This window comes from Hydrogenophaga flava NBRC 102514, from assembly GCF_001571145.1.
GTDB classification, from domain to species: Bacteria; Pseudomonadota; Gammaproteobacteria; order Burkholderiales; family Burkholderiaceae_C; genus Hydrogenophaga; species Hydrogenophaga flava.
This window is the reverse complement of the sequence record NZ_BCTF01000020.1, coordinates 1-17234: the sequence shown is the minus strand read 5'-3', so window position 1 is coordinate 17234 and position 17234 is coordinate 1. Positions and strand designations below refer to the sequence as shown.

At 60.3% G+C, this 17234-nt stretch carries 18 protein-coding genes and 1 pseudogene; 11 read left to right on the top strand and 8 right to left on the bottom strand.

The genetic code is table 11. The features are described from left to right. The first annotated feature begins 57 nt into the window (after positions 1 to 57). Together HFL01S_RS17095 and HFL01S_RS17090 are read left to right on the top strand one after the other, a co-directional pair. The gene (locus HFL01S_RS17095) at positions 58 to 1035 is read left to right on the top strand and encodes a GNAT family N-acetyltransferase (RefSeq protein ID WP_245644844.1); all 978 of its coding nucleotides are present in this window, start codon (positions 58 to 60) and stop codon (positions 1033 to 1035) included. A gap of 96 nt (positions 1036 to 1131) precedes the next feature. After that, positions 1132 to 1908 carry an alpha/beta hydrolase family protein gene (locus HFL01S_RS17090; protein WP_218008641.1) on the top strand — a complete coding sequence of 259 codons (777 nt, stop codon included), beginning with the start codon at positions 1132 to 1134 and terminating at the stop codon, positions 1906 to 1908. 153 nt (positions 1909 to 2061) lie between these two features. Here HFL01S_RS17090 and HFL01S_RS25165 read toward each other — a convergent pair whose 3' ends face one another. The 3 genes from HFL01S_RS25165 to HFL01S_RS24750 all read right to left on the bottom strand — a co-directional run bounded on the left by HFL01S_RS25165 (position 2062) and on the right by HFL01S_RS24750 (position 4238). Then, a complete protein-coding gene (locus HFL01S_RS25165; protein WP_157538926.1) occupies positions 2062 to 2502 on the bottom strand; it encodes a hypothetical protein in 441 nt (146 codons plus the stop codon). A 184-nt stretch (positions 2503 to 2686) separates the two neighbouring features. Next, positions 2687 to 3628, bottom strand: a complete 942-nt coding sequence (locus HFL01S_RS25160; RefSeq protein ID WP_157538925.1) for a hypothetical protein — start codon at positions 3626 to 3628, stop codon at positions 2687 to 2689. A gap of 103 nt (positions 3629 to 3731) precedes the next feature. After that, on the bottom strand, positions 3732 to 4238 hold the full coding sequence (locus HFL01S_RS24750; RefSeq protein WP_084383428.1) for a peptide chain release factor-like protein: 507 nt from the start codon (positions 4236 to 4238) through the stop codon (positions 3732 to 3734). A gap of 134 nt (positions 4239 to 4372) precedes the next feature. Between HFL01S_RS24750 and HFL01S_RS17080 the strand changes: the two genes are divergently transcribed. Continuing rightward, on the top strand, positions 4373 to 5401 hold the full coding sequence (locus tag HFL01S_RS17080; RefSeq protein ID WP_066260803.1) for an integron integrase: 1029 nt from the start codon (positions 4373 to 4375) through the stop codon (positions 5399 to 5401). A 292-nt stretch (positions 5402 to 5693) separates the two neighbouring features. On the opposite strand, the gene HFL01S_RS17075 is transcribed toward HFL01S_RS17080, so the two are convergent. Both HFL01S_RS17075 and HFL01S_RS17070 read right to left on the bottom strand, forming a co-directional pair. After that, on the bottom strand, positions 5694 to 5894 hold the full coding sequence (locus tag HFL01S_RS17075) for a hypothetical protein (protein ID WP_066260802.1): 201 nt from the start codon (positions 5892 to 5894) through the stop codon (positions 5694 to 5696). A gap of 242 nt (positions 5895 to 6136) precedes the next feature. Beyond that, positions 6137 to 6811 carry an SOS response-associated peptidase gene (locus tag HFL01S_RS17070; protein WP_066260801.1) on the bottom strand — a complete coding sequence of 225 codons (675 nt, stop codon included), beginning with the start codon at positions 6809 to 6811 and terminating at the stop codon, positions 6137 to 6139. Positions 6812 to 6855: 44 nt separating this feature from the next. Here HFL01S_RS17070 and HFL01S_RS17065 point away from each other — a divergent pair, with 44 nt between their 5' ends. The 7 genes from HFL01S_RS17065 to HFL01S_RS17035 all read left to right on the top strand — a co-directional run bounded on the left by HFL01S_RS17065 (position 6856) and on the right by HFL01S_RS17035 (position 12824). After that, on the top strand, positions 6856 to 7296 hold the full coding sequence (locus HFL01S_RS17065; RefSeq protein WP_157538924.1) for a LexA family protein: 441 nt from the start codon (positions 6856 to 6858) through the stop codon (positions 7294 to 7296). Between the two features lie 31 nt (positions 7297 to 7327). Beyond that, positions 7328 to 8638, top strand: coding sequence for a Y-family DNA polymerase (locus tag HFL01S_RS17060; RefSeq protein ID WP_066260800.1), 1311 nt, complete (start codon positions 7328 to 7330; stop codon positions 8636 to 8638). A gap of 173 nt (positions 8639 to 8811) precedes the next feature. Beyond that, positions 8812 to 9297, top strand: coding sequence for a PH domain-containing protein (locus HFL01S_RS17055; protein WP_157538923.1), 486 nt, complete (start codon positions 8812 to 8814; stop codon positions 9295 to 9297). 98 nt (positions 9298 to 9395) lie between these two features. Beyond that, positions 9396 to 10097 (top strand): DsbC family protein, encoded by a 702-nt coding sequence (locus HFL01S_RS17050; RefSeq protein WP_245644843.1) that lies wholly within the window; start codon positions 9396 to 9398, stop codon positions 10095 to 10097. 38 nt (positions 10098 to 10135) lie between these two features. Continuing rightward, positions 10136 to 10807, top strand: a complete 672-nt coding sequence (locus tag HFL01S_RS17045; RefSeq protein ID WP_066260794.1) for a hypothetical protein — start codon at positions 10136 to 10138, stop codon at positions 10805 to 10807. Beyond that, positions 10804 to 11733 (top strand): DUF3262 family protein, encoded by a 930-nt coding sequence (locus tag HFL01S_RS17040; RefSeq protein WP_157538921.1) that lies wholly within the window; start codon positions 10804 to 10806, stop codon positions 11731 to 11733. The genes HFL01S_RS17045 and HFL01S_RS17040 overlap by 4 nt, the downstream gene beginning before the upstream one ends. A gap of 50 nt (positions 11734 to 11783) precedes the next feature. After that, the gene (locus tag HFL01S_RS17035) at positions 11784 to 12824 is read left to right on the top strand and encodes a hypothetical protein (protein WP_066260792.1); all 1041 of its coding nucleotides are present in this window, start codon (positions 11784 to 11786) and stop codon (positions 12822 to 12824) included. 781 nt (positions 12825 to 13605) lie between these two features. Here the strand turns inward: HFL01S_RS17035 and HFL01S_RS17025 are convergent. Together HFL01S_RS17025 and HFL01S_RS17020 are read right to left on the bottom strand one after the other, a co-directional pair. Continuing rightward, complete coding sequence (locus tag HFL01S_RS17025) at positions 13606 to 14523, bottom strand: NYN domain-containing protein (protein WP_066260790.1); 918 nt, start codon at positions 14521 to 14523, stop codon at positions 13606 to 13608. 93 nt (positions 14524 to 14616) lie between these two features. Continuing rightward, the gene (locus tag HFL01S_RS17020) at positions 14617 to 14988 is read right to left on the bottom strand and encodes a hypothetical protein (RefSeq protein ID WP_066260789.1); all 372 of its coding nucleotides are present in this window, start codon (positions 14986 to 14988) and stop codon (positions 14617 to 14619) included. Between the two features lie 539 nt (positions 14989 to 15527). Here HFL01S_RS17020 and HFL01S_RS24745 point away from each other — a divergent pair. Beyond that, positions 15528 to 16080: pseudogene (locus HFL01S_RS24745) on the top strand (IS5 family transposase); the annotation flags it as partial. A 310-nt stretch (positions 16081 to 16390) separates the two neighbouring features. Here HFL01S_RS24745 and HFL01S_RS24740 read toward each other — a convergent pair. After that, positions 16391 to 17234 (bottom strand): tyrosine-type recombinase/integrase (locus HFL01S_RS24740; protein WP_218008640.1); only part of this gene is annotated, 844 nt, incomplete at its 5' end.

Genomic DNA, 17234 nt, shown 5'->3' with positions numbered 1-17234 from the left:
CCGCAGAACAGACCGAACAACCCGGAGCAGGCCTTTCTGCGCAGCCAAGCGCAGGGTGTGAAATTCCGGGCCTTTGCCGGGCCCGCCGACTTCGAGGCCATGGTCGCCTGCGCCAACGCGAGCTTCGCCGCCGACCAGACCGGGTTTTTCCGCAAGGTCGAAGACGTGGCGCGCGACTACGCGGCTTTCACCAGCTGCGTTCCGGAGCGTGACGTGTGGATCGCCGAGGTGGGGACGGAGATCGCCGGCTACGTGCGTTCCTGGCACTGGGCGCAGGCAGACGGCCTGCGGCTGTATGGGCAGTTTGCCGTCATGGCGCCCCAGTGGCGCCGGCAAGGGATTGGCGCCAGTCTGCATGCGTGGCTGGAGTCGCGCCAGCGCGAGACGGCGGCGGAGCACCGCAGCGCACCCAGGCACGCCCACCATGCCTTCGTCACCCAGGGCGAAACCGCGCGCGCGGCCTTGCTGGAAAAGTCCGGCTACCGACCAGAGCGCTATTTCCTCACCATGGAGCGCCACACGCTCAATGACATTGCCGACTTCCCTCTGCCCGCCGGGCTGGAGGTGCGGGCGGTACAACCCGAGCACCACCGCACCATCTGGGATGCCCATGCCCGCGCGTTCCAGACCCACTGGGGCTATGCACCGCCAGACGAGGCCGACCACCAGCGTTGGCTGCTCAGCCCGGTCTTTCAGCCGCACCTGTGGCAGGTTGCCTGGGATGTACAGACCAACCAAGTGGCCGGGCAGGTACGTGGGTACATCGACGATGCTTGGAACGCAGCGAATGGGCGCAAGCGCGGCTGGACCGAATTCATCAGCGTGGGCGAAACCTGGCGCCACCGTGGCCTTGCGAGAGCGCTGATTTCACGCAGCCTGCGCGCCCAGGCGGCGGCGGGCATGTACGAATCGGCCCTGGGCGTGGACAGCCAGAACCTGAGCGGCGCGAACCGCGTGTATGAAGACTGCGGCTTTGTCGTGGCGCGGCGCAACTGCGTGTACCGCAAACCGTTGGAGCTGGGTGATAAGGGGTAGGCCAGAGCGGCAGGCGTCTCCTGAAGACAACCACTTTTTGAAACTCCAAACTGACCAGCCATGTGGGCTTTCAAAATCAGACCCGTTGCAATCCGCATGACAAACGCAAACCACATCACCACAGAAATGATTCCGACGCGACTTCGCGAGCGCGGCGTACCGGTGGAGCTGGAGATGGTGGTCTGCAAGCCTTCAACGGCTGGCCCGTATCCCACGGTCATCTTCAACCATGGCTCCACGGGGTCGGGCAATAGGCCTGCGCTGTTCCGTCACACCAGGACGAACCCATCGGTCACAAACTTCTTTCTGGATCGTGGCTGGATGGTCGTCTATCCCCAGCGGCGCGGCAGGGGAAAGTCTGGGGGCCTTTACGACGAAGGCTTCAGGCTCGACAGAACCGAGTACGCCTGCGAGCCCGAACTTTCCCTTCCGGGTCTGGACCGTGCGATTGAAGATCTGGACGAAGTGATGGTGCACATCAAACAGCGCCGGGATGTCGACCAAGATCGGCTGCTGATTGCGGGTGCATCACGCGGTGGCGTGCTTGCAGTTGCCTATGCAGGTTCACGACCCGACCCCTTCATGGGTGCCATCAATTTCAACGGGGGATGGCTGGGACAGCTTTGCCCGACGCATCCGGAAGTAAATCGCACGGCGTTCGTTCGCGGCGCCCCGTTCACCAATCGAACCTTGTGGCTGCATGGAAGCCATGACAGGTACTACCGCATTGCCCAATGCCGTGCGAATTTCGATGCCTTCCGCGCTGCTGGCGGCAGTGGATCGTTCCACGCGCTCAAGGGCGGGCATGGGCTCGTTGAGCAGCCCGAACTTTGGGCAGAAGTGGTGGCCGGCTATCTGGCTGCGATTGCGTAGGTCAGATTGCGGCCAGGAGCTGCCATCGCACAAACGGGAAAGCAGTCGCTCAACGTTTGACGTGAGGGGCCGCCGTAGCGGCGAAGCCGCGAAGGGAACCCACAAGCGCAGCTTGTGGGCGGTCCCTCTCGACGGAATTGTTGGGCGTCAGGGTTACGCTAGCCATCGGTCTGTGTCTCTATGTCGCCCTAACCCCACAGCCTCGAACTCATCAAAGGCATTGCCTTTACTCACGCCAAGACCGCGCAGTGCTTGGTTGATTGCATCGTCGGCCACGATAGGCTGGCCGACCTGAACCCCATTGCTAAAGATGACACTCGCTTGAGTGCCGGAACCACCGAAAATCTCTGCCTCAATGTACGCGATGGTTCTGTTCTGACTCAAGACCTCACACAGCCTTGCCAGTGGTGATGGTGCTTCGGTTTCTCCTTCGTCCGTAAAAGGAAGCAATGGGATGCCGTGAAACTTAGCAGCATCATCACCAAGCGGAAGCATATGAAGCGATGCCTTCAGGGAGACCCAGCGAAGATGCTCTGGCAGTTGCTCCGTCGCGTCGCGTTCTTTAGTGACGATAGCCTGGATCATGTAGGCCATATCTATGACGCCCAACGCCCAAGGTAAGCGGCGCCGGAGCACCGAAGGTGCGCAGGGCACCAACAAAGGCCATGAGAATGCCGAAGGCATGGCCTTTGTTGGCGTCCGCTTGACCGCCCAGTTAGGCCAGGCTGCTGACTTTCAGTGGTGCCCATCGCTAGTTCCATTCCTACAACTTGCCCATTCATTTGCGAAGGCGGTCACGGGTTTCGAAGACGTAAGCCATTTCGTGGCCTGATTGCCAATGCTTCATATCATGGCGCTTCTCAGCGACGTTTAGCGCCACCTTGCCCAACTCAATTGCGGCGGCGCTAAGGAGTCCAACCTCTATGCCGCCAAAAAAGCCGGCTAGAACACCTGCGCCAGCAGAAGCTTGAAGTGACTTGGCATCTAGCAGCATGCCAAGAGAGGAGGTGAACGTAGTGAAGCCAAATTTTTTGGTGGTTAACTCGTAGTCTTCGACTCGACGAAGCAGATCGTCCTCGATGAAAGTGGCGGGTTTGCCTTGAAAGTCCTCGTGCAGAAATAGGCGCAGACGAGCTAGCTTCTTCCGCGATGTGTCGTCCTTGCGGACGTCTAGGATTTGACGCCAGTCAGCAGAGGCTGCATCGATCAACTGCAGGTTTGAGAGCATCAGACTTGGATCGGCTTCATTCCCGCTTACAGCGGTAGGTAGGGCGACGGAGAAGTTCTGTACGCCAAGCGCATTGGCGTATTCGCTAAGTGCTTGGCGTATTGGTGCTCCGCCATTAAGGTGGGCGTCCGATAGGTACGCAGTTAATAGCTTCTGGTGCTCTTCTTGCGGGTCATGCTGCTTTTCGCGACGCGGGTCCGGTGCCCACAATTGCGCATATGGAGATACCTTCTTTGCGAACTCAACCCACTTGTCCGCGGTGAATTCCATGACCCGAGTGGCATGGCTATAGGTAACCGTATTTCCTTCGACTCCATCTATTAGGTGCGAAAGCGCAGCAGACGGAATGGACTCGGGGTAGCCGACGAGAATGTCGCCGATATCCGGGTCACCCTGCATTCGACCCATATTGAGTGGCAGGACTTGGTCAAAGTACAACGCTGCTTCCTTGAAGTTTTGAAAGCAAAGAATTGCGCTGCTGCGGTGATACATAATTTATTTTGGTGTAGAGGCCTAACGTGGAAGTGAGGGGCAGCCGGAGCGCAGCGCAGGGAACCAAAAGCGCAGCTTTTGGCTGTCCCTCTCGACTGTAGTGTTAGACGGCATGGCTCTTCGTTCTACTATGAGCTGAGAGTTTGGCCTTGAGGAAGGAGAGCGCTTCAGCATAGTTCCTAGCTCTGTTTCGATGGGCTTGACAGCGGGCATCAACGCCGGAGGGCCGATGTACGAGCCGTACACAACCATCTGTCCAATGAACAAAGCCGTCTACCTTTGTTTCATCTCTGTAATAGCTCACCTCAACCTCGACCACCTCGTCTAGATCGGGCGAGTCTTCGTTTAGCGGAAAGATAGTGATTGAGAGATCATTTGAATTGCAGGCAACCAAATGTTTGACCGCTTCAGTGGCAACTAAAAATGCGTCTGGGCAGCAAACGCAGAGCACGTACTCGGCGGTTACAGAAGTTCCGGAAAAGTAACGTTCGTCAATAATCTCGAGCTCACCATCTGGGGGAGTTGCTTTCAGGCACTCTCTTAACACCTCATTGAGCAGCGAGGTGACGGAACTACTAGCGGCTATTGCTTGAACGTAGGCTTTAGTCATAGCACGATAATGCCGTCTAACGTAATGTCCAGAGCAAAACCTGCTCTATAAGTTGGGCGCTGCTCCATAAATTGGTCATGTGTCCCTCCTGAAAGTGGCTTGCAGACTCGCTCGCCGCTCAATATACTGGATATATGTCCAGTTATAAAAACTCTGTGAAACCCGGCACGCCTGTGCTGCAGTCCACCCGAGTTCTGGACCAGCTACGCGAGCGCATTCGGTACATGCACTATAGCCTCAGCACCGAGCAGGTCTATGTTTACTGGGTCCGCTTCTTCATTCGCTGGTCGGGCCATGGAGGAGCCATGCGGCACCCGCGCGAGATGGGTGCCAGCGAAGTCGAGGCCTTCCTGACGCATCTCGCCACCGACCGCAAGGTATCAGCGTCTACCCACAACCAGGCATTGAGCGCGATCCTGTTTCTTTACCGGGAAGTTCTTGCTATTGAATTGCCCTGGCTGAACGGCATCAACCGCCCCACCCAAAAACGCCGCATTCCCAGCGTGTTGACCAAAGACGAGGCGGCGGGGTTGCTGGCGCAGATGGACGGCGTAACCGCGCTGATAGCCCGATTGCTTTACGGCACGGGTATGCGATTGATGGAGGGTATGCGTCTTCGCATCAAAGATGTGGACTTTGACCGCCAAGTGATCATCGTGCGGGATGCCAAAGGCGGCAAAGATCGCGTGGTGATGTTGCCGCGCTCGCTGGTTGCGGCCTTGCGTTTGCAATTGCAGGCAGCACGCGCCCTCTGGGAAGCTGATCGGCGGGCGCAGCGCGGCGGCGTGGAAACGCCTCATGCGCTGGAGCAAAAGTATCCCAAGGTGGGTTATTCGTGGGCTTGGTTCTGGATGTTTCCGTCACCCACTTTGTCAATTGATCCGAGGAGCGGTGTGGAACGGCGCCACCATTTGTACGAAGACCGGGTGCAGCGCGCGCTGAAAAAGGCGGTACCGATGGCAGGCATTGTCAAACCGGTGTCCGTTCACACGCTGCGCCACTCATTTGCCACGCATCTGCTGCAGTCGGGTACAGACATCCGAACAGTGCAAGAACTGCTGGGCCATTCAGACGTGTCCACCACCATGATCTACACCCACGTGCTGAAGGTGGCTGCGGGCGGCACGGCCAGCCCGCTTGATGTTCTCGCCCATGGGCACTGAGTGACCACTTCGAGGCTCGCGGACAAAGGACAGCTTCGGGTCGGGCACAGTCGCTCACCTCGGGGCGAGGAGTCGTTCTCGGAGCGCGACTTGGCTGGCATGTGTCGAGAGGCCGGTGACGGAAGTGCAGCGGTCGCTCGACCTTTCCATCCTTGAAGGACAGGTGACCTCGGCTGCCGACATTCAGGAGTTCAAGGTCACCGACAGCAAGCAGCCTTGACCAGTCGTATTGATGGAAAAACAAAATGCTTCGATCGCTGTCAAAAGCACAAGCAGCACAAATCACCAAACCTCAACTCAGGTCCTCGGCGCTCAAACCAAGCTGACGCATGGTGGTGATGATCTCAACGATTGCGGCCTCTCGCTGTGCCAGCCACTGCTCATGCTGGCGCTCACGTTCTCTGGCCAGCCTGCGCTTCTCTTCACCATCATCGGCTTGGGCGAAGGCCGCACCTATCTGGCTCATCAACTGACGAAAGCGCTGCTCACCCATCGGTACATTGGGAAGGCTGTGATCAGGTAGAAGGACTCGTCGGGTGCGAAGACTCTTGTCTGCAAATGGCATTTGCGCGTCAGTATGATTTTCCCAGGCGTTCGGCGTTCATCATAGTTCGCCAGTGGTGATGCGGCGCCCGCTCAGTCAATCGCACGACCACGCTCGCCATCTTCGTGTTCATCGTCATCCCCGTGATGTGCACTCATGTTCGTCAGCGCGTCGGTGCCTGGTCAGCCCTGTCAACGTTTGCGTTTCCCCCGCTCCGGATCCGGCACCGAGATCAGCATGTGCGCCGGAAACTGCCGCATGAACTCCATGGACTTGGCCGGAGGCGCGCTCAGCCACTCGTCGTACTGGTGCTCGTGCAGGATGACCACCATGCGCTTTTCGTCGTCTGGTTTGTGAAAGTGCTTGAACAGCTCATGGTCGTCGGCGTTCACCGTGAGCATGGTGAAACTCAGGACATCCTCACCTGAGTCCAACCGCTTGGTGGCCCACAGACCAGCAACGCCCATGGGCAACCCGTCCTTGCGCTTGATCTTGGTCGGGATGACTTTCCCACTTCGCCAGTCCGGCTCTACCACCGCTTCCACCGGCACGATGCAGTGTTGCCCCTTGCGCCACGCATCTCTGAAACTCGGCTTCTCGGCCGCGGTCTCCGACCTGGCGTTGTAGGTGCGCCGCCCGAAGGTCACCTCTCCGGCCCAGTGCGGCACCAGGCCAAAGAGCCCCTGCAGCGCCTCGCGTGGCGGTACGGCGTCGTCGCCCGCATCGGCGTTCGGATGGCGCCGCACGAAGGGCGCTGAGTAGGTCGGCCACACGTCCGTGCGCAGGTTGGTCCCTGGCGGCAGCGATACACCGAAGTGCAGGCGAAGGCGCTCAGTGTTTGTGCAGGCGTCGTAGTTGGAGCACATGGCCGCATTCTTGTCATAAACGGCCAATTGGATATACTGGATACATGAACAGTATTTGCATCAGCTCCGCACCCCAGCCGCTGGCGGCAGTGCCGCTGGTGCTGTCCATGCCGGAGGCCCGTGTGCGGGCCGGGTTCCCTTCGCCTGCTGAGGACTTCGCGGTCAACCGGTTGGACCTGACGGAGATCCTGGTCCCACACCCCCAGGCCACCTTCTTGATCCGCGTGGCGGGTTCTTCCATGCAGGACATTGGGATCAATGACGGCGACCTGCTGGTGGTGGACCGAGCGCTCAAAGCCGTGCACGGGCATGTGGTGGTCGCGGTGGTGGACGGGGACTTCACCGTCAAGCAGTTGCACCAGCGCGCTGGCCGTATGCGGCTGAAGGCAGCGAACCCCACCTTCCCGGACATCGTGCCCAAGGACGGACAGACCATCGAGGTCTGGGGTGTGGCCACGAGCTGCATCAAGCGCTTCGTCGCCTGAGTGAATCGCCCAAGGTGCTGAGGATGTGGCCATGTACGCCCTGGTCGACGGCAACAACTTCTATGTCTCCTGCGAACGGGTGTTCCGGCCCAGCCTGAACGGGCGCCCGGTCGTGGTGCTGTCGAACAACGACGGTTGCGCCATCTCTCGCAGCAACGAGGCCAAGGACCTGGGCATCAAGATGGCCGCGCCCTGGTTCAAGATCCGCCACCTCGAAGAGTCGGCCGGGCTGGTGGGACTGTCGGCCAACTTCGTGCTGTACGGGGACATGAGCGACCGCATGATGACCCTGGCGGCGGGCCTGGGGCCGACCCAGGAGATCTACTCGATTGACGAGAGCTTCATCGGCCTGCACGGTGTGCGCGGCGACCTGGTGGTGCGAGGCCGCAAGGTGCGCGAGCGCATCCTGCAGTGGACTGGCATCCCTACCTGCATCGGCATGGCGCCCACCAAGACGCTGGCCAAGCTGGCGAACCACATCGCCAAGACCGCCGAGCGCAAGCCAGGCAGCTACCCCAGGGAGTTGGCCCAGGTGTTCAACCTGGCCGCCCTGCCCGCCCAGGACCTGGACGACCTGCTGCAGGCGACCGACGTGGGGGATGTCTGGGGTGTAGGTCCGCGGATCTCCGAACAGCTCAGGGAAGGCGGCATCCGCACGGTGCTGGACCTGACCCGGATGGACCCGGCCACTGCGCGAAGGGGTTGGAGCGTGACCCTGGAGAAGACGGTGCGGGAGCTGCAGGGGCAACCGTGCATTGATCTGGACGATGCCCCGGGCCCAAAGCAGCAGATCGCCTGCACACGCTCGTTCGGCAAGCCGGTTCACCAGCTCGCCCCGCTGATCGAGGCCGTGAGCGAGTTTGCAGCGCGGGCCGCTGAGAAGCTTCGCAAGCAGAACTGCCTGGCCACCGAGCTGCTGGTGTTCATGCACACCTCGCCCTATCGTCCAGGGCCCCAGTGCTCACGCAGTGTGGTGGTACCGCTGCGCAGACCGACCGACGACACCCTGGCGCTGGCCAAGGCCGCGGCCGACGGCATGCGGTTCATGTACGTGGCCGGCTACCAGTTCATCAAGGCGGGCGTCATCTTGATCGATTTGCAGCCGGCCAGCGTGCAACAGAGGGAGCTGGAACTGGGCGACCCGAATGAGCCGCCGACGACGCGCGATCGTTCACGGCTCATGGCGGCCATGGACCTGATCAACACCCGATTCGGGAAAGGGACCGTGCACTCCGGTGGAACCGGCAAACCGGGAGCGAATCGGGTGTGGACGATGAAGCAGGAGCGCCGGACACCGGCATACACCACCTGCCTGGCCGACGTGCCCGTGGCTAGGGCTTAGCCGTATCAATCTTCCTCGGGTTGAGACGTGGTTTGTGCCATTTACAACTAGATAGCTTGCCGATTGGTAGACCCTTCTCAAGCAGATTCCCACTCCCGTGTCAAGCGAAAACCTGCCCTTTCTGCGGCAGGTTTTGAGGTGCAAGGCCCTGCCCTTCTTCATAGATTGAAGCCATGGACCAACCCGATCCCCATCTCCTTGCCAGAGGCGCACCGGAACCAATGCGTGTCGGCGCTCAGGTGCGCGAGACCCACGTGCTCTGGAGCGCCAGCGAGGGCCAGGTCAGCAATGCCGGCGTCTACCTGATCGCCGTTCTCACGTTTTGGTTGGTGTTGCCTGTCCTCTACGCCGGCTACCGCTATCTGCGCACCGCGCGCCACAGGTACAGCCTGACCGACCAGCGTTTCATCGAAGAGAGCGGCATCCTGGTCAAACACGTCGAGTCCGTCGAGTTATACCGGGTCAAGGACATCTCCGTCAAAGGCACCCTTGTGCAGTCCATATTCGGCCGTGGCCAAGTCGTGATCCAGAGCACCGACGCCACCTGCCCCACCCTGCTCGTCAATGCCGTGGCCAACCCTGTGGCCGTCTCTGAACAGATTCGCCATGCGGTCGAGATTCGCCGCACCGAGCGGGGTGTTCGGGCATTCGATTTCTGACGCTCCCTGTTCCAGTTCTTCCCCAGCCCACCACCATGAAAACGCTTCAACTCTCCAAACTGCGCAGATCTCTTCTGATGTCAGTGACGGGCCTTCTCATGTCCTGCACTGCAATCGCACAGAACGCCGTTGCGGAACCCAAGGCCACGCAGCTGCGCGCCACCATCGAGCGAAACACCCAGGGCAAGGTCAAGCCCGGCGCCATCCGCAGCACCCCGATTGCCGGCATGTATGCGGTCGAAGTCGGCTCGGAGATCTTCTACGTGGACGAGTCGGGCCGGTACGGGTTTTCTGGAGCGGCACTGATCGACATGCAGCAGCGACAGGACCTCACGGCTGCCCACATGGAGCAGATGCACCGGGTGGGCTTCGGTGATCTGCCCCTGCAGCATGCGATCAAGGAGGTCCGGGGCAACGGCTCCAGAAAGCTCGCCGTCTTCGAAGACCCCAACTGCCCCATCTGCAAGGTATTCACCAAGTTCGTGGACCAGCTGGACAACGTCACCGTCTACAAGTTCATGTTCCCTGTGATCTCGCCCGAGTCGGTCCCCCTGGCTCGCACCGCGTGGTGTGCGCAGGACCGCGGCGCAGCGTGGCGCGCCATCATGGCCGGCAGCAGGCCCATGGGCGGCAAGCAGGACTGCGACACCTCTGGCCTACTGGCAATCCTCAAGGCTGGCGAAAAGTACCGCATCCAGAACACGCCCACAGTGTTCCTGGCCAATGGCAAGCGCCTGGTCGGCGCTACACCCCCTGAGGTGTTCATGAGCGAACTGGAAGCCGCCAGCTTGCCTCATTAGAGTGGCGGGTCTTCAGATCAATTCAGCCGGAGGAAACCATGCACTCGACCATTCCGACCAAAATTCCGTTCGTCATGCAACGCGGCTTGCATGCCTTGTTGTGGTCCCTGATGTTCGTCGCGGCATCGATCTGTGGCCTGGCTACCAGCGCTCGCGCCCAAGGAGGCGGAGTGCGCGCCACGAGCACCGATCAGGTCAAATTCCCGGCGGGCTTGAAGTGGGAACCAATGCGCGAGGTGCGCTTCCAGGACCCTCCCAAACCTGGCGCAAGGCCTTTGTCGAAGGACTACGCGGCAGCTCTTGCGGTGTGGTCCGATGAGGTCAAGCGCTCGTTCGATCAGGCACCCGCCTTCAGCGTGGGGGTCTTGCTGGCCCAGGCGCGAAGCGCCAGGAACTCCGTGCTGACGTTCTCCCTGTTGAGCGTCATGGACTTTGACCGTTGCGAGCCACCCCTGAATGGCAAGAACGTGGTGGACATGTTCTCCAAGTGCCTGGCCCGGGTCCACGTCGGCCACACGCCACAACCGGTGATGAAGGAGTTTGCGGGCTTTTGCTACCTGCACATCGACAACAACCCCGACACGCCGCTGGCCAAGAACCACACGGAGTTCGCCTTTGATGTCCAGACCAACACGGGGTACTTCAGGGTGATCCAGTATGGCAAAGAGGTGTCGGCCTGCCGCAGGGCTATCGTCGTAGAGGGCGCATGATGGCTGCGATGTCACTTTGGCTGCGAAGGGTGCTCTTGCCGTTGACCTGCGCGCTCGCCCTGGTGTCCACCATCGCATGGGCCCAGAGCAATACCCGTGTCACGTCCGATCAGGTGGCCGCAGCCATTCTCGCTTCGCCCAACGCCAGTTCTCAGCTGCGAGACTATGCCAACGCCATCGGCAATCTGGCCATGTTCGAGAGTGGTGGGCGACTCGATGTCTACAACGGCTCGTGCTGCTACGGCGTGCTGCAGATGAACACGGCCAACATCGCCAGCATCAGACCGCCCATAACTACCGAGCAGTTTCGCAACCTGCCCCTGCAGGACCAGGTCAACGCCTGGGCGACCGTGATGTCGCAGGCTCTGCGCACCACCGCGCCAGCACAACTGGCGGCAATGACCACCTTCGATGGCCGTCCAGTCACTCCGAGCATGGTCCTGGCCTGTGTCCAGCTGGGGGTGGGCAACTGCCTGACCATGATCCGCTCCGGCCGCTGCGAAGGGTTCAACGACCGCAACGGCACCTCCATCTGCGAGATGGCCGACCGCATCGACGGCGTGACCCGTCCGCCCATGACCAACCCTTCTCCTTCACCTAATCCCGGCACCGGGTGGACCCTCACCCCGCAGACACCGAACACCGCGCTCCAGAACTGCCTGACCGATGGCTACGGCAACTGCATGTCGCTCTCTTCGGCCGTGGAGGCAGGCTTCGAGAACGGCTCGGGCGTTTCAATGTCCCAGCTTCGAAACACCATTCAGATGCTGACCGTGGCCATCACCTTCCTGATCTGCGCCAGCATGCTGCTGGCGATGTGGAGACAGTACGCCGATGGGCGGATTGCCACGGCTGATTTGTGGATGGGCGTTCGCCAGGTCAGCATGGTCGCCTCCATCATCCTGATCGTTTTGACAGTGGCCTGAGCACGGCTGCAGCACTCCGGTAGTGTCGGAGATTGCATCAGGGAGAAAACATGATCAATCGCCGACAATGGCTCCTGGGCGTTCCTGCGCTGATGTCCGGCTGTGTCACCATTCACGGGGAAGACTCGGTCATACGGGTTAGCCAGGACATCACCAGGCAGGATTTCAAGGGCGACAAGCAGGTTCTTCGTTCCGACGGAACCTGGGCAAGCGCCGCCCGGCCAGAGGCCAACATCACCCGACAGACCGTCTGGCACCTCACCGCGCAGGAGTCCGGCTTCAAGGCATGGCGCTTCGGGTGGGAGCACGACCACAACGTGCGCTACGTGGACCCACTCTCCCCCATCGTCGAAGTCGGCGGCTTCAGTGTCACCGGCTGGGCAACGTACCTGGTCAAGGGCAGCGGGGTTCAGGACTACGTCGTGCGACGGGTCCATTTCATCAAGTCTGGCCAGCCCGATACCATTGGCCATCTGGAGGGCTTTCGAGGGGAGTGGCGTTTCACGCCCGTGGATGGCCCGACCGCGGCGGCCTACGACTACCACCTCAGCTCCCGGGGCATCCTACTTCTGCGCAGCAGCAGCGCATTCACGTATTTCCCGACCACGAGCATTGCCACCAGGCTGCTGCCTGAGAAATGGCACCTGGCATGGACGCAGCGCGCCGACATCGAGGCATCGCGCCTCGTGGTCGTGCGCCGGCATGTCCCTCAATCGCTGGAACCGGCCCGTTACGAGATTGGCTTCTACGACGTGGACAAAGCCCAGTTGCTGCCCACCCGGCTGGAGATGAGCCTGATCAGGGGTTCCGAAGAGTCGAACTTCCGCAACCGCTTCTACCTGTACGACACCCCCAAGGGACCGATCACGGTGGCCAAGGAAGACGGCATCAAAAAAGTGGTGGTGCGCAATATCCGCACCGGCCAACAGCGAGTGGCGTTCTCGCGCGATGCCGGTATCTCGCACATCAAGGCCGAGCAGACCAACACTGGCCGCATCACGGTGAAAGTTGCGGTGGGTTTCTCCGACGAAACGATTTATGACGCAGAAGACTTTCTCTACAACGGACGCCTGGCGCCACCCTCTTCGTGATGCGCTTGGTACGAGACTGCACCAGTACGAGAGTTCGCGAAGTGTTGGAATAGCGTTACCTGTACGGCAACTTTGCAGCGTTAGGAGCCAGTGGCTGCCGGCGGGCCAACTCACGGTGAGCGCAATAAAGTCGACGTTCAGTCTTGAGGAAAGTGGTGCGCGAACGGCAGCAATGCGGTGGTCAGTTGCTTTTCCCGTTTGCGAAGCGCGGTGTATCGAAATGATTTGCGCGTTTGAACTGGAGAGTCGGGCTGCAAGTCACCGGAATACGGAGCCAGATCAGACCAGGCTGCGACGCTGGTCTAAGAGTTAGATCGAGGCGCAGAAGAGCTCATTTTCCGGCACCTCGATTGCGCTGAGCGCGATTTGTGGGTTAGTGGTCGCTGCAGCAACCACGCTGAGGTGAGCAATTTGCGGCATGTTCTGCAAGTACAGACCATCGCACGGGCTGCCGCCGTTGTCCCGTCCGGTCTCGGTTGAAGGGTATCGTTCGTCTGCCCCGCTCATCGCAAGTGGTGGGGCTGTCTGGCATCTCCGGTAGTTGTCCAACTCAAAGCGTCAAATCCTCAGGCAAACGCCCAGATCTTGCCGGCCTTGGTAACCGAGTCGATGATCAGTACCACCGTGGCAGCAACGGCGCGCAGAAAGCGAAAGAACTTCATAAAAATTTCCTCGGTGCGTCCGATAGGACGCGGTTGAAAAACCCATTCGCATGCCGCGTGGTCCGCGCCCACACGAATGGGATTAGAGTGCGATGACAACGAGACCCGTTGCCGTCACCTCATTCCTGTGGGGATGGATCCAACTGCACGCTGCGGGCCACCGGTCCCCGATCACCCATCACCATGGTGAACAACACCCGGTCCTGAACGGAAAGAGACAGGAACTCCACGCCCACGGTATCGGTCGCATGGAAAAACAGGTTGTCTCCTCCGCCGGCAGGCTTGATGAAGCCGTAGGGTTTGTCCGCAGGAAGGTTGACCACCGTGCCCTGACGGAGCTCGCCATCGACCAAGGTGGGCCGCGCCGGCGGCCGAGGGCTGGGCTCAGCGACGCGAGGCAGGAACAGATTGTTTACTACGGGGTCAGAGCGCCGGTCTCGAGCATCGATCACTTTGTCCATCAAGATGGGGTAGTTGACCTGCTCGATCAGGCCAGACGAGACGTACGTGCGATAGGTCTTGCCCTCGCGCTCGTAGGAGAAATCCCAGCCCAGGAGCATCACGCGCGAACCCAGCGTATTGAGCTTGCGGACCAGCGGGACGAAATCACCGTCACCGGTCAACAGGACACAAACGTCGTAGCGCTTGAGGGTCGCCATCTCATAGGCTTCAAGTGCGAGCCAGACATCGATGCGCTTTTCTTCGAGGGTGCCGTCGCTGTGGGTCGAAAGATGCTGCTGGAACATCGTGATGTCGGCGCGCATCAGCACGTCTTCGAACGTGCGCTCGGACATCAGGCGATCTTGCTCGAAGGCTTGCTGCGCGGTCAGGCGTCCGCGGAAGTAGGAGGCGTCCACGATCTGGCAGTGTCGCGAGTCGAGGTTTTCCTTCGACGCGACCTCGGCGCAGATGAAGTCGTGCAGGCCCTTGATGCTGATGCGAGCGCGCCGCTCGTGTTGGTACAGGTAGTAGTTCGACACCTTGCTGAAGTAGGTGCCGTCGTAGAACACGGCGATGCGGCAGAGCTTGTTTTCCATAGTGTGAGTAGAAGGTTGATTGAGAATCGTCCATCGGCGCTCCTGGATCAACCTAGAGTACCGAGGCCGGATTGTTGGGGCCGTGGGGCCTGGCTAGCAGCGAGCCTGAGCCACCATGGCGTCTGCAACGGGAGTCTCCACAAGCAGGACCTGGATGGGCGCGGCGAAACCCGCATATCGCGGCCAGACCGTTGCCTTGGTGGCAGGCTGGGCGCGATACCACTGTCGCAGCCAAGTGCGAAGGGTGGATTCCTTGAGGTCGAGCCCGTGCACCGAGTTCAGCTGGGTGGTGGCAGCCGCCACCCGCTGGCGCTCCGAGCCGACGAACCTCCTTAGATCCGTGGCGAGCATCTTGGGGCTGGCAGAAAAGCGACAGCAGAGCTCGGTGTGGTACCGCTCCTTCGCTGCAGTGGTCAGTTTGTGACGGCACTGCGCGGCATGACGCTGGTGGTCAGGCGTGTTCATGGTCTAAGTTCTCCATTTGCTCTTGCGTTCGGTCGATCCGTCCTCGGCAAGTCTGATAAACGCGTCGTCTTTCTGTTCGACGCGGGTAGGTGAGGCTGTCGCCCCGTGAAAGTGGTTTGGGCTAAGTTGAAGTAAACGCGTCGTCTTTCTGTTCGACGCAGGTAAGTGAGGCTATCGCCCCGTAAAAGTGGTTTGAGCTAAGTTGAAGGAACAGCCATGGGGCCGGGGTGACGAGGGCTTGTTAGTTCTGTCAGTAACGTGGGCTGATAGTACAGCGACCACTGTGCGCAGTGGGGCACGCGAGCAGCATTCCCCGTGTAAAAACTTTCAGTCTGCCGCCCAGCTTGCCGAGCCAATACGCGAGCCCTCCCCAAGACGAGTCGGTAGCGCGGGGCTTGATCAGGCCAGTAGGGCATCTTCGTGCGAACTCGGGCCAGGCGTGTGCGGCAGAACTGCGACAGAGCACGCGCCAGGGATAGTGCATAAGTCGCCCCATGCCGCGCATAGCATCAGCGTGAGGGGCTGAGACGATACGGTCCATGAAGCAGCACAGTCTGGGCCTGGGAATGACGGCCAAGCGAAAGCGGCGCCGGGAGTTCCTGGACAAGATGGAGAATGTCGTGCCGTGGGCGGACCTGGTAGCGCTGGCGTCGCCGTACCTGTCAGAGGGCGAGCGCGGACGCCCGCCGTGTTTACCCGAGACCATGCTGCGCATTCACCTCATGCAACATTGGTTCGCGCTGAGCGATCCAGCCATGGAAACGGCGCTGCACGACATGCCAGTGTCCCGCGAGTTCGCGGGGCTCGAAGACTGGGGCGAGCGGTTGCCTGGCGAGAGTACGATCCTGCGGTTCAGGCATGTGCTGGAGAAGCACAAGCTGTGTCGCCCAGAGCCTGCAGACCGTCGACGACTTGCTGAGCGCCAAGGACGTGATGATCAAAAGCGGCACGGTGATGGATGCCGCCTTGATTGAGGCACCGAGCTCGGCCAAAAACAGCAGCGGTGAGCGCGACCCGAAGATGAAGCAAAGCAGCAAGGGGCAGCCGTGGTACTTCGACAGGATGTGCCACATCGGCGTGGGCCAAGCATCGAACGGGTCGGTATCGCCACTTGGCGCCGAGAGAGCACTGACATGGGCAAGCACCTCGCTTGCCGCGCCGAGTCGGACCTTGCGACCAGATCCAACGCCAGCTCCTGGGGCACAGCAGTCACAGAGCCGGGCCGAAGTCGAACAGCCGGTTCTGGCTGCTGCCGGCACTCAGCGTTGCTGAACGAACGACCGGCCCCAGCCTATACCTGACTCTGGTTTTACTCTGGCGGTAAGCAACACTTTTCATGATGTTGCGAGGAGATAACTGGCTTCAGGACGGGCCGACAAAACATCTATTTGATGTGAACTGCTCATCGTCGACCGTACAGGTGCCCACGGGGGTGGTGTCGTTCGATGATTTCGTGCAATCGTGGCGTCAGTGCCTGCGTATACAAAGTGGTAGTGGCCAAGTGGGCATGGCCCAGAAGAAGCTGAATAGATCGCAGATCTGCTCCCCCTTGATACAGATGAGTCGCAAAGGCTCGACGGAGTGTGTGGGCTGTAAGCAGTGGCATGTTCGCCTTCAACGCATATTCCTTGATCCGAGCTCGTAGCGTGCCGTAGCTCAAAGAAGCTGGCGTTTTCGTTGACGGAAAAACGCACCTGTCTCCCCCGGATGGAAGGGCTGCCAGGCGTCGTCTGCGCAAGAGCCTTGGGTGTACGACTTTTAGGTAGTAGCTGAGCCACTTCGCGGCCGACTCATTCAAGACCACGAGGCGCTCCTTGTTCCCCTTGCCCACGACTGCCGCTCGGCGTTCAGATGGCCACACACTATGCACCTGCATGCTCAGCAGCTCGTGCGAGCGAATCCCAGTTGCGTAAAGCAGTTCCAGCATGACTCGGTCGCGTATCCCGTCGAGGCTGACAGGATCAGGCAATTCCATCATTCTTTGCAATTGCTCATAGGTGGGCACGAACCACGGCGTCTTTGCCCTGGGTGAACGGGCCAGCGAGGCCAAGTTCAGTGCGAGGTTCGCCAGAGCATGGCCTTCCCTGTGTAGCCAGGCGTAAATGGACTTGAGGTGCCAACGGATTACACCGATGGTCTGATCAGCCAGGTGATGCCGATCACCAAGGAATTTGTTCATGTCCCCAGGTGTCGCTTGGAGCCAATTTCGCTCGAAAGCGTTTCTCCGAAGCCACGCTTCCCAAGAG

What these genes read in the sequence shown, in the direction of transcription:
- HFL01S_RS17090 (WP_218008641.1), top strand. Translation starts at nt 1,132, where the DNA reads ATGACAAACGCAAACCACATCACCACAGAAATGATTCCGACGCGACTT.
- HFL01S_RS25165 (WP_157538926.1), bottom strand. Translation starts at nt 2,502, where the DNA reads ATGGCCTACATGATCCAGGCTATCGTCACTAAAGAACGCGACGCGACG.
- HFL01S_RS25160 (WP_157538925.1), bottom strand. Translation starts at nt 3,628, where the DNA reads ATGTATCACCGCAGCAGCGCAATTCTTTGCTTTCAAAACTTCAAGGAA.
- HFL01S_RS24750 (WP_084383428.1), bottom strand. Translation starts at nt 4,238, where the DNA reads ATGACTAAAGCCTACGTTCAAGCAATAGCCGCTAGTAGTTCCGTCACC.
- HFL01S_RS17080 (WP_066260803.1), top strand. Translation starts at nt 4,373, where the DNA reads ATGTCCAGTTATAAAAACTCTGTGAAACCCGGCACGCCTGTGCTGCAG.
- HFL01S_RS17075 (WP_066260802.1), bottom strand. Translation starts at nt 5,894, where the DNA reads ATGGGTGAGCAGCGCTTTCGTCAGTTGATGAGCCAGATAGGTGCGGCC.
- HFL01S_RS17070 (WP_066260801.1), bottom strand. Translation starts at nt 6,811, where the DNA reads ATGTGCTCCAACTACGACGCCTGCACAAACACTGAGCGCCTTCGCCTG.
- HFL01S_RS17065 (WP_157538924.1), top strand. Translation starts at nt 6,856, where the DNA reads ATGAACAGTATTTGCATCAGCTCCGCACCCCAGCCGCTGGCGGCAGTG.
- HFL01S_RS17060 (WP_066260800.1), top strand. Translation starts at nt 7,328, where the DNA reads ATGTACGCCCTGGTCGACGGCAACAACTTCTATGTCTCCTGCGAACGG.
- HFL01S_RS17055 (WP_157538923.1), top strand. Translation starts at nt 8,812, where the DNA reads ATGGACCAACCCGATCCCCATCTCCTTGCCAGAGGCGCACCGGAACCA.
- HFL01S_RS17050 (WP_245644843.1), top strand. Translation starts at nt 9,396, where the DNA reads ATGTCCTGCACTGCAATCGCACAGAACGCCGTTGCGGAACCCAAGGCC.
- HFL01S_RS17045 (WP_066260794.1), top strand. Translation starts at nt 10,136, where the DNA reads ATGCACTCGACCATTCCGACCAAAATTCCGTTCGTCATGCAACGCGGC.
- HFL01S_RS17040 (WP_157538921.1), top strand. Translation starts at nt 10,804, where the DNA reads ATGATGGCTGCGATGTCACTTTGGCTGCGAAGGGTGCTCTTGCCGTTG.
- HFL01S_RS17035 (WP_066260792.1), top strand. Translation starts at nt 11,784, where the DNA reads ATGATCAATCGCCGACAATGGCTCCTGGGCGTTCCTGCGCTGATGTCC.
- HFL01S_RS17025 (WP_066260790.1), bottom strand. Translation starts at nt 14,523, where the DNA reads ATGGAAAACAAGCTCTGCCGCATCGCCGTGTTCTACGACGGCACCTAC.
- HFL01S_RS17020 (WP_066260789.1), bottom strand. Translation starts at nt 14,988, where the DNA reads ATGAACACGCCTGACCACCAGCGTCATGCCGCGCAGTGCCGTCACAAA.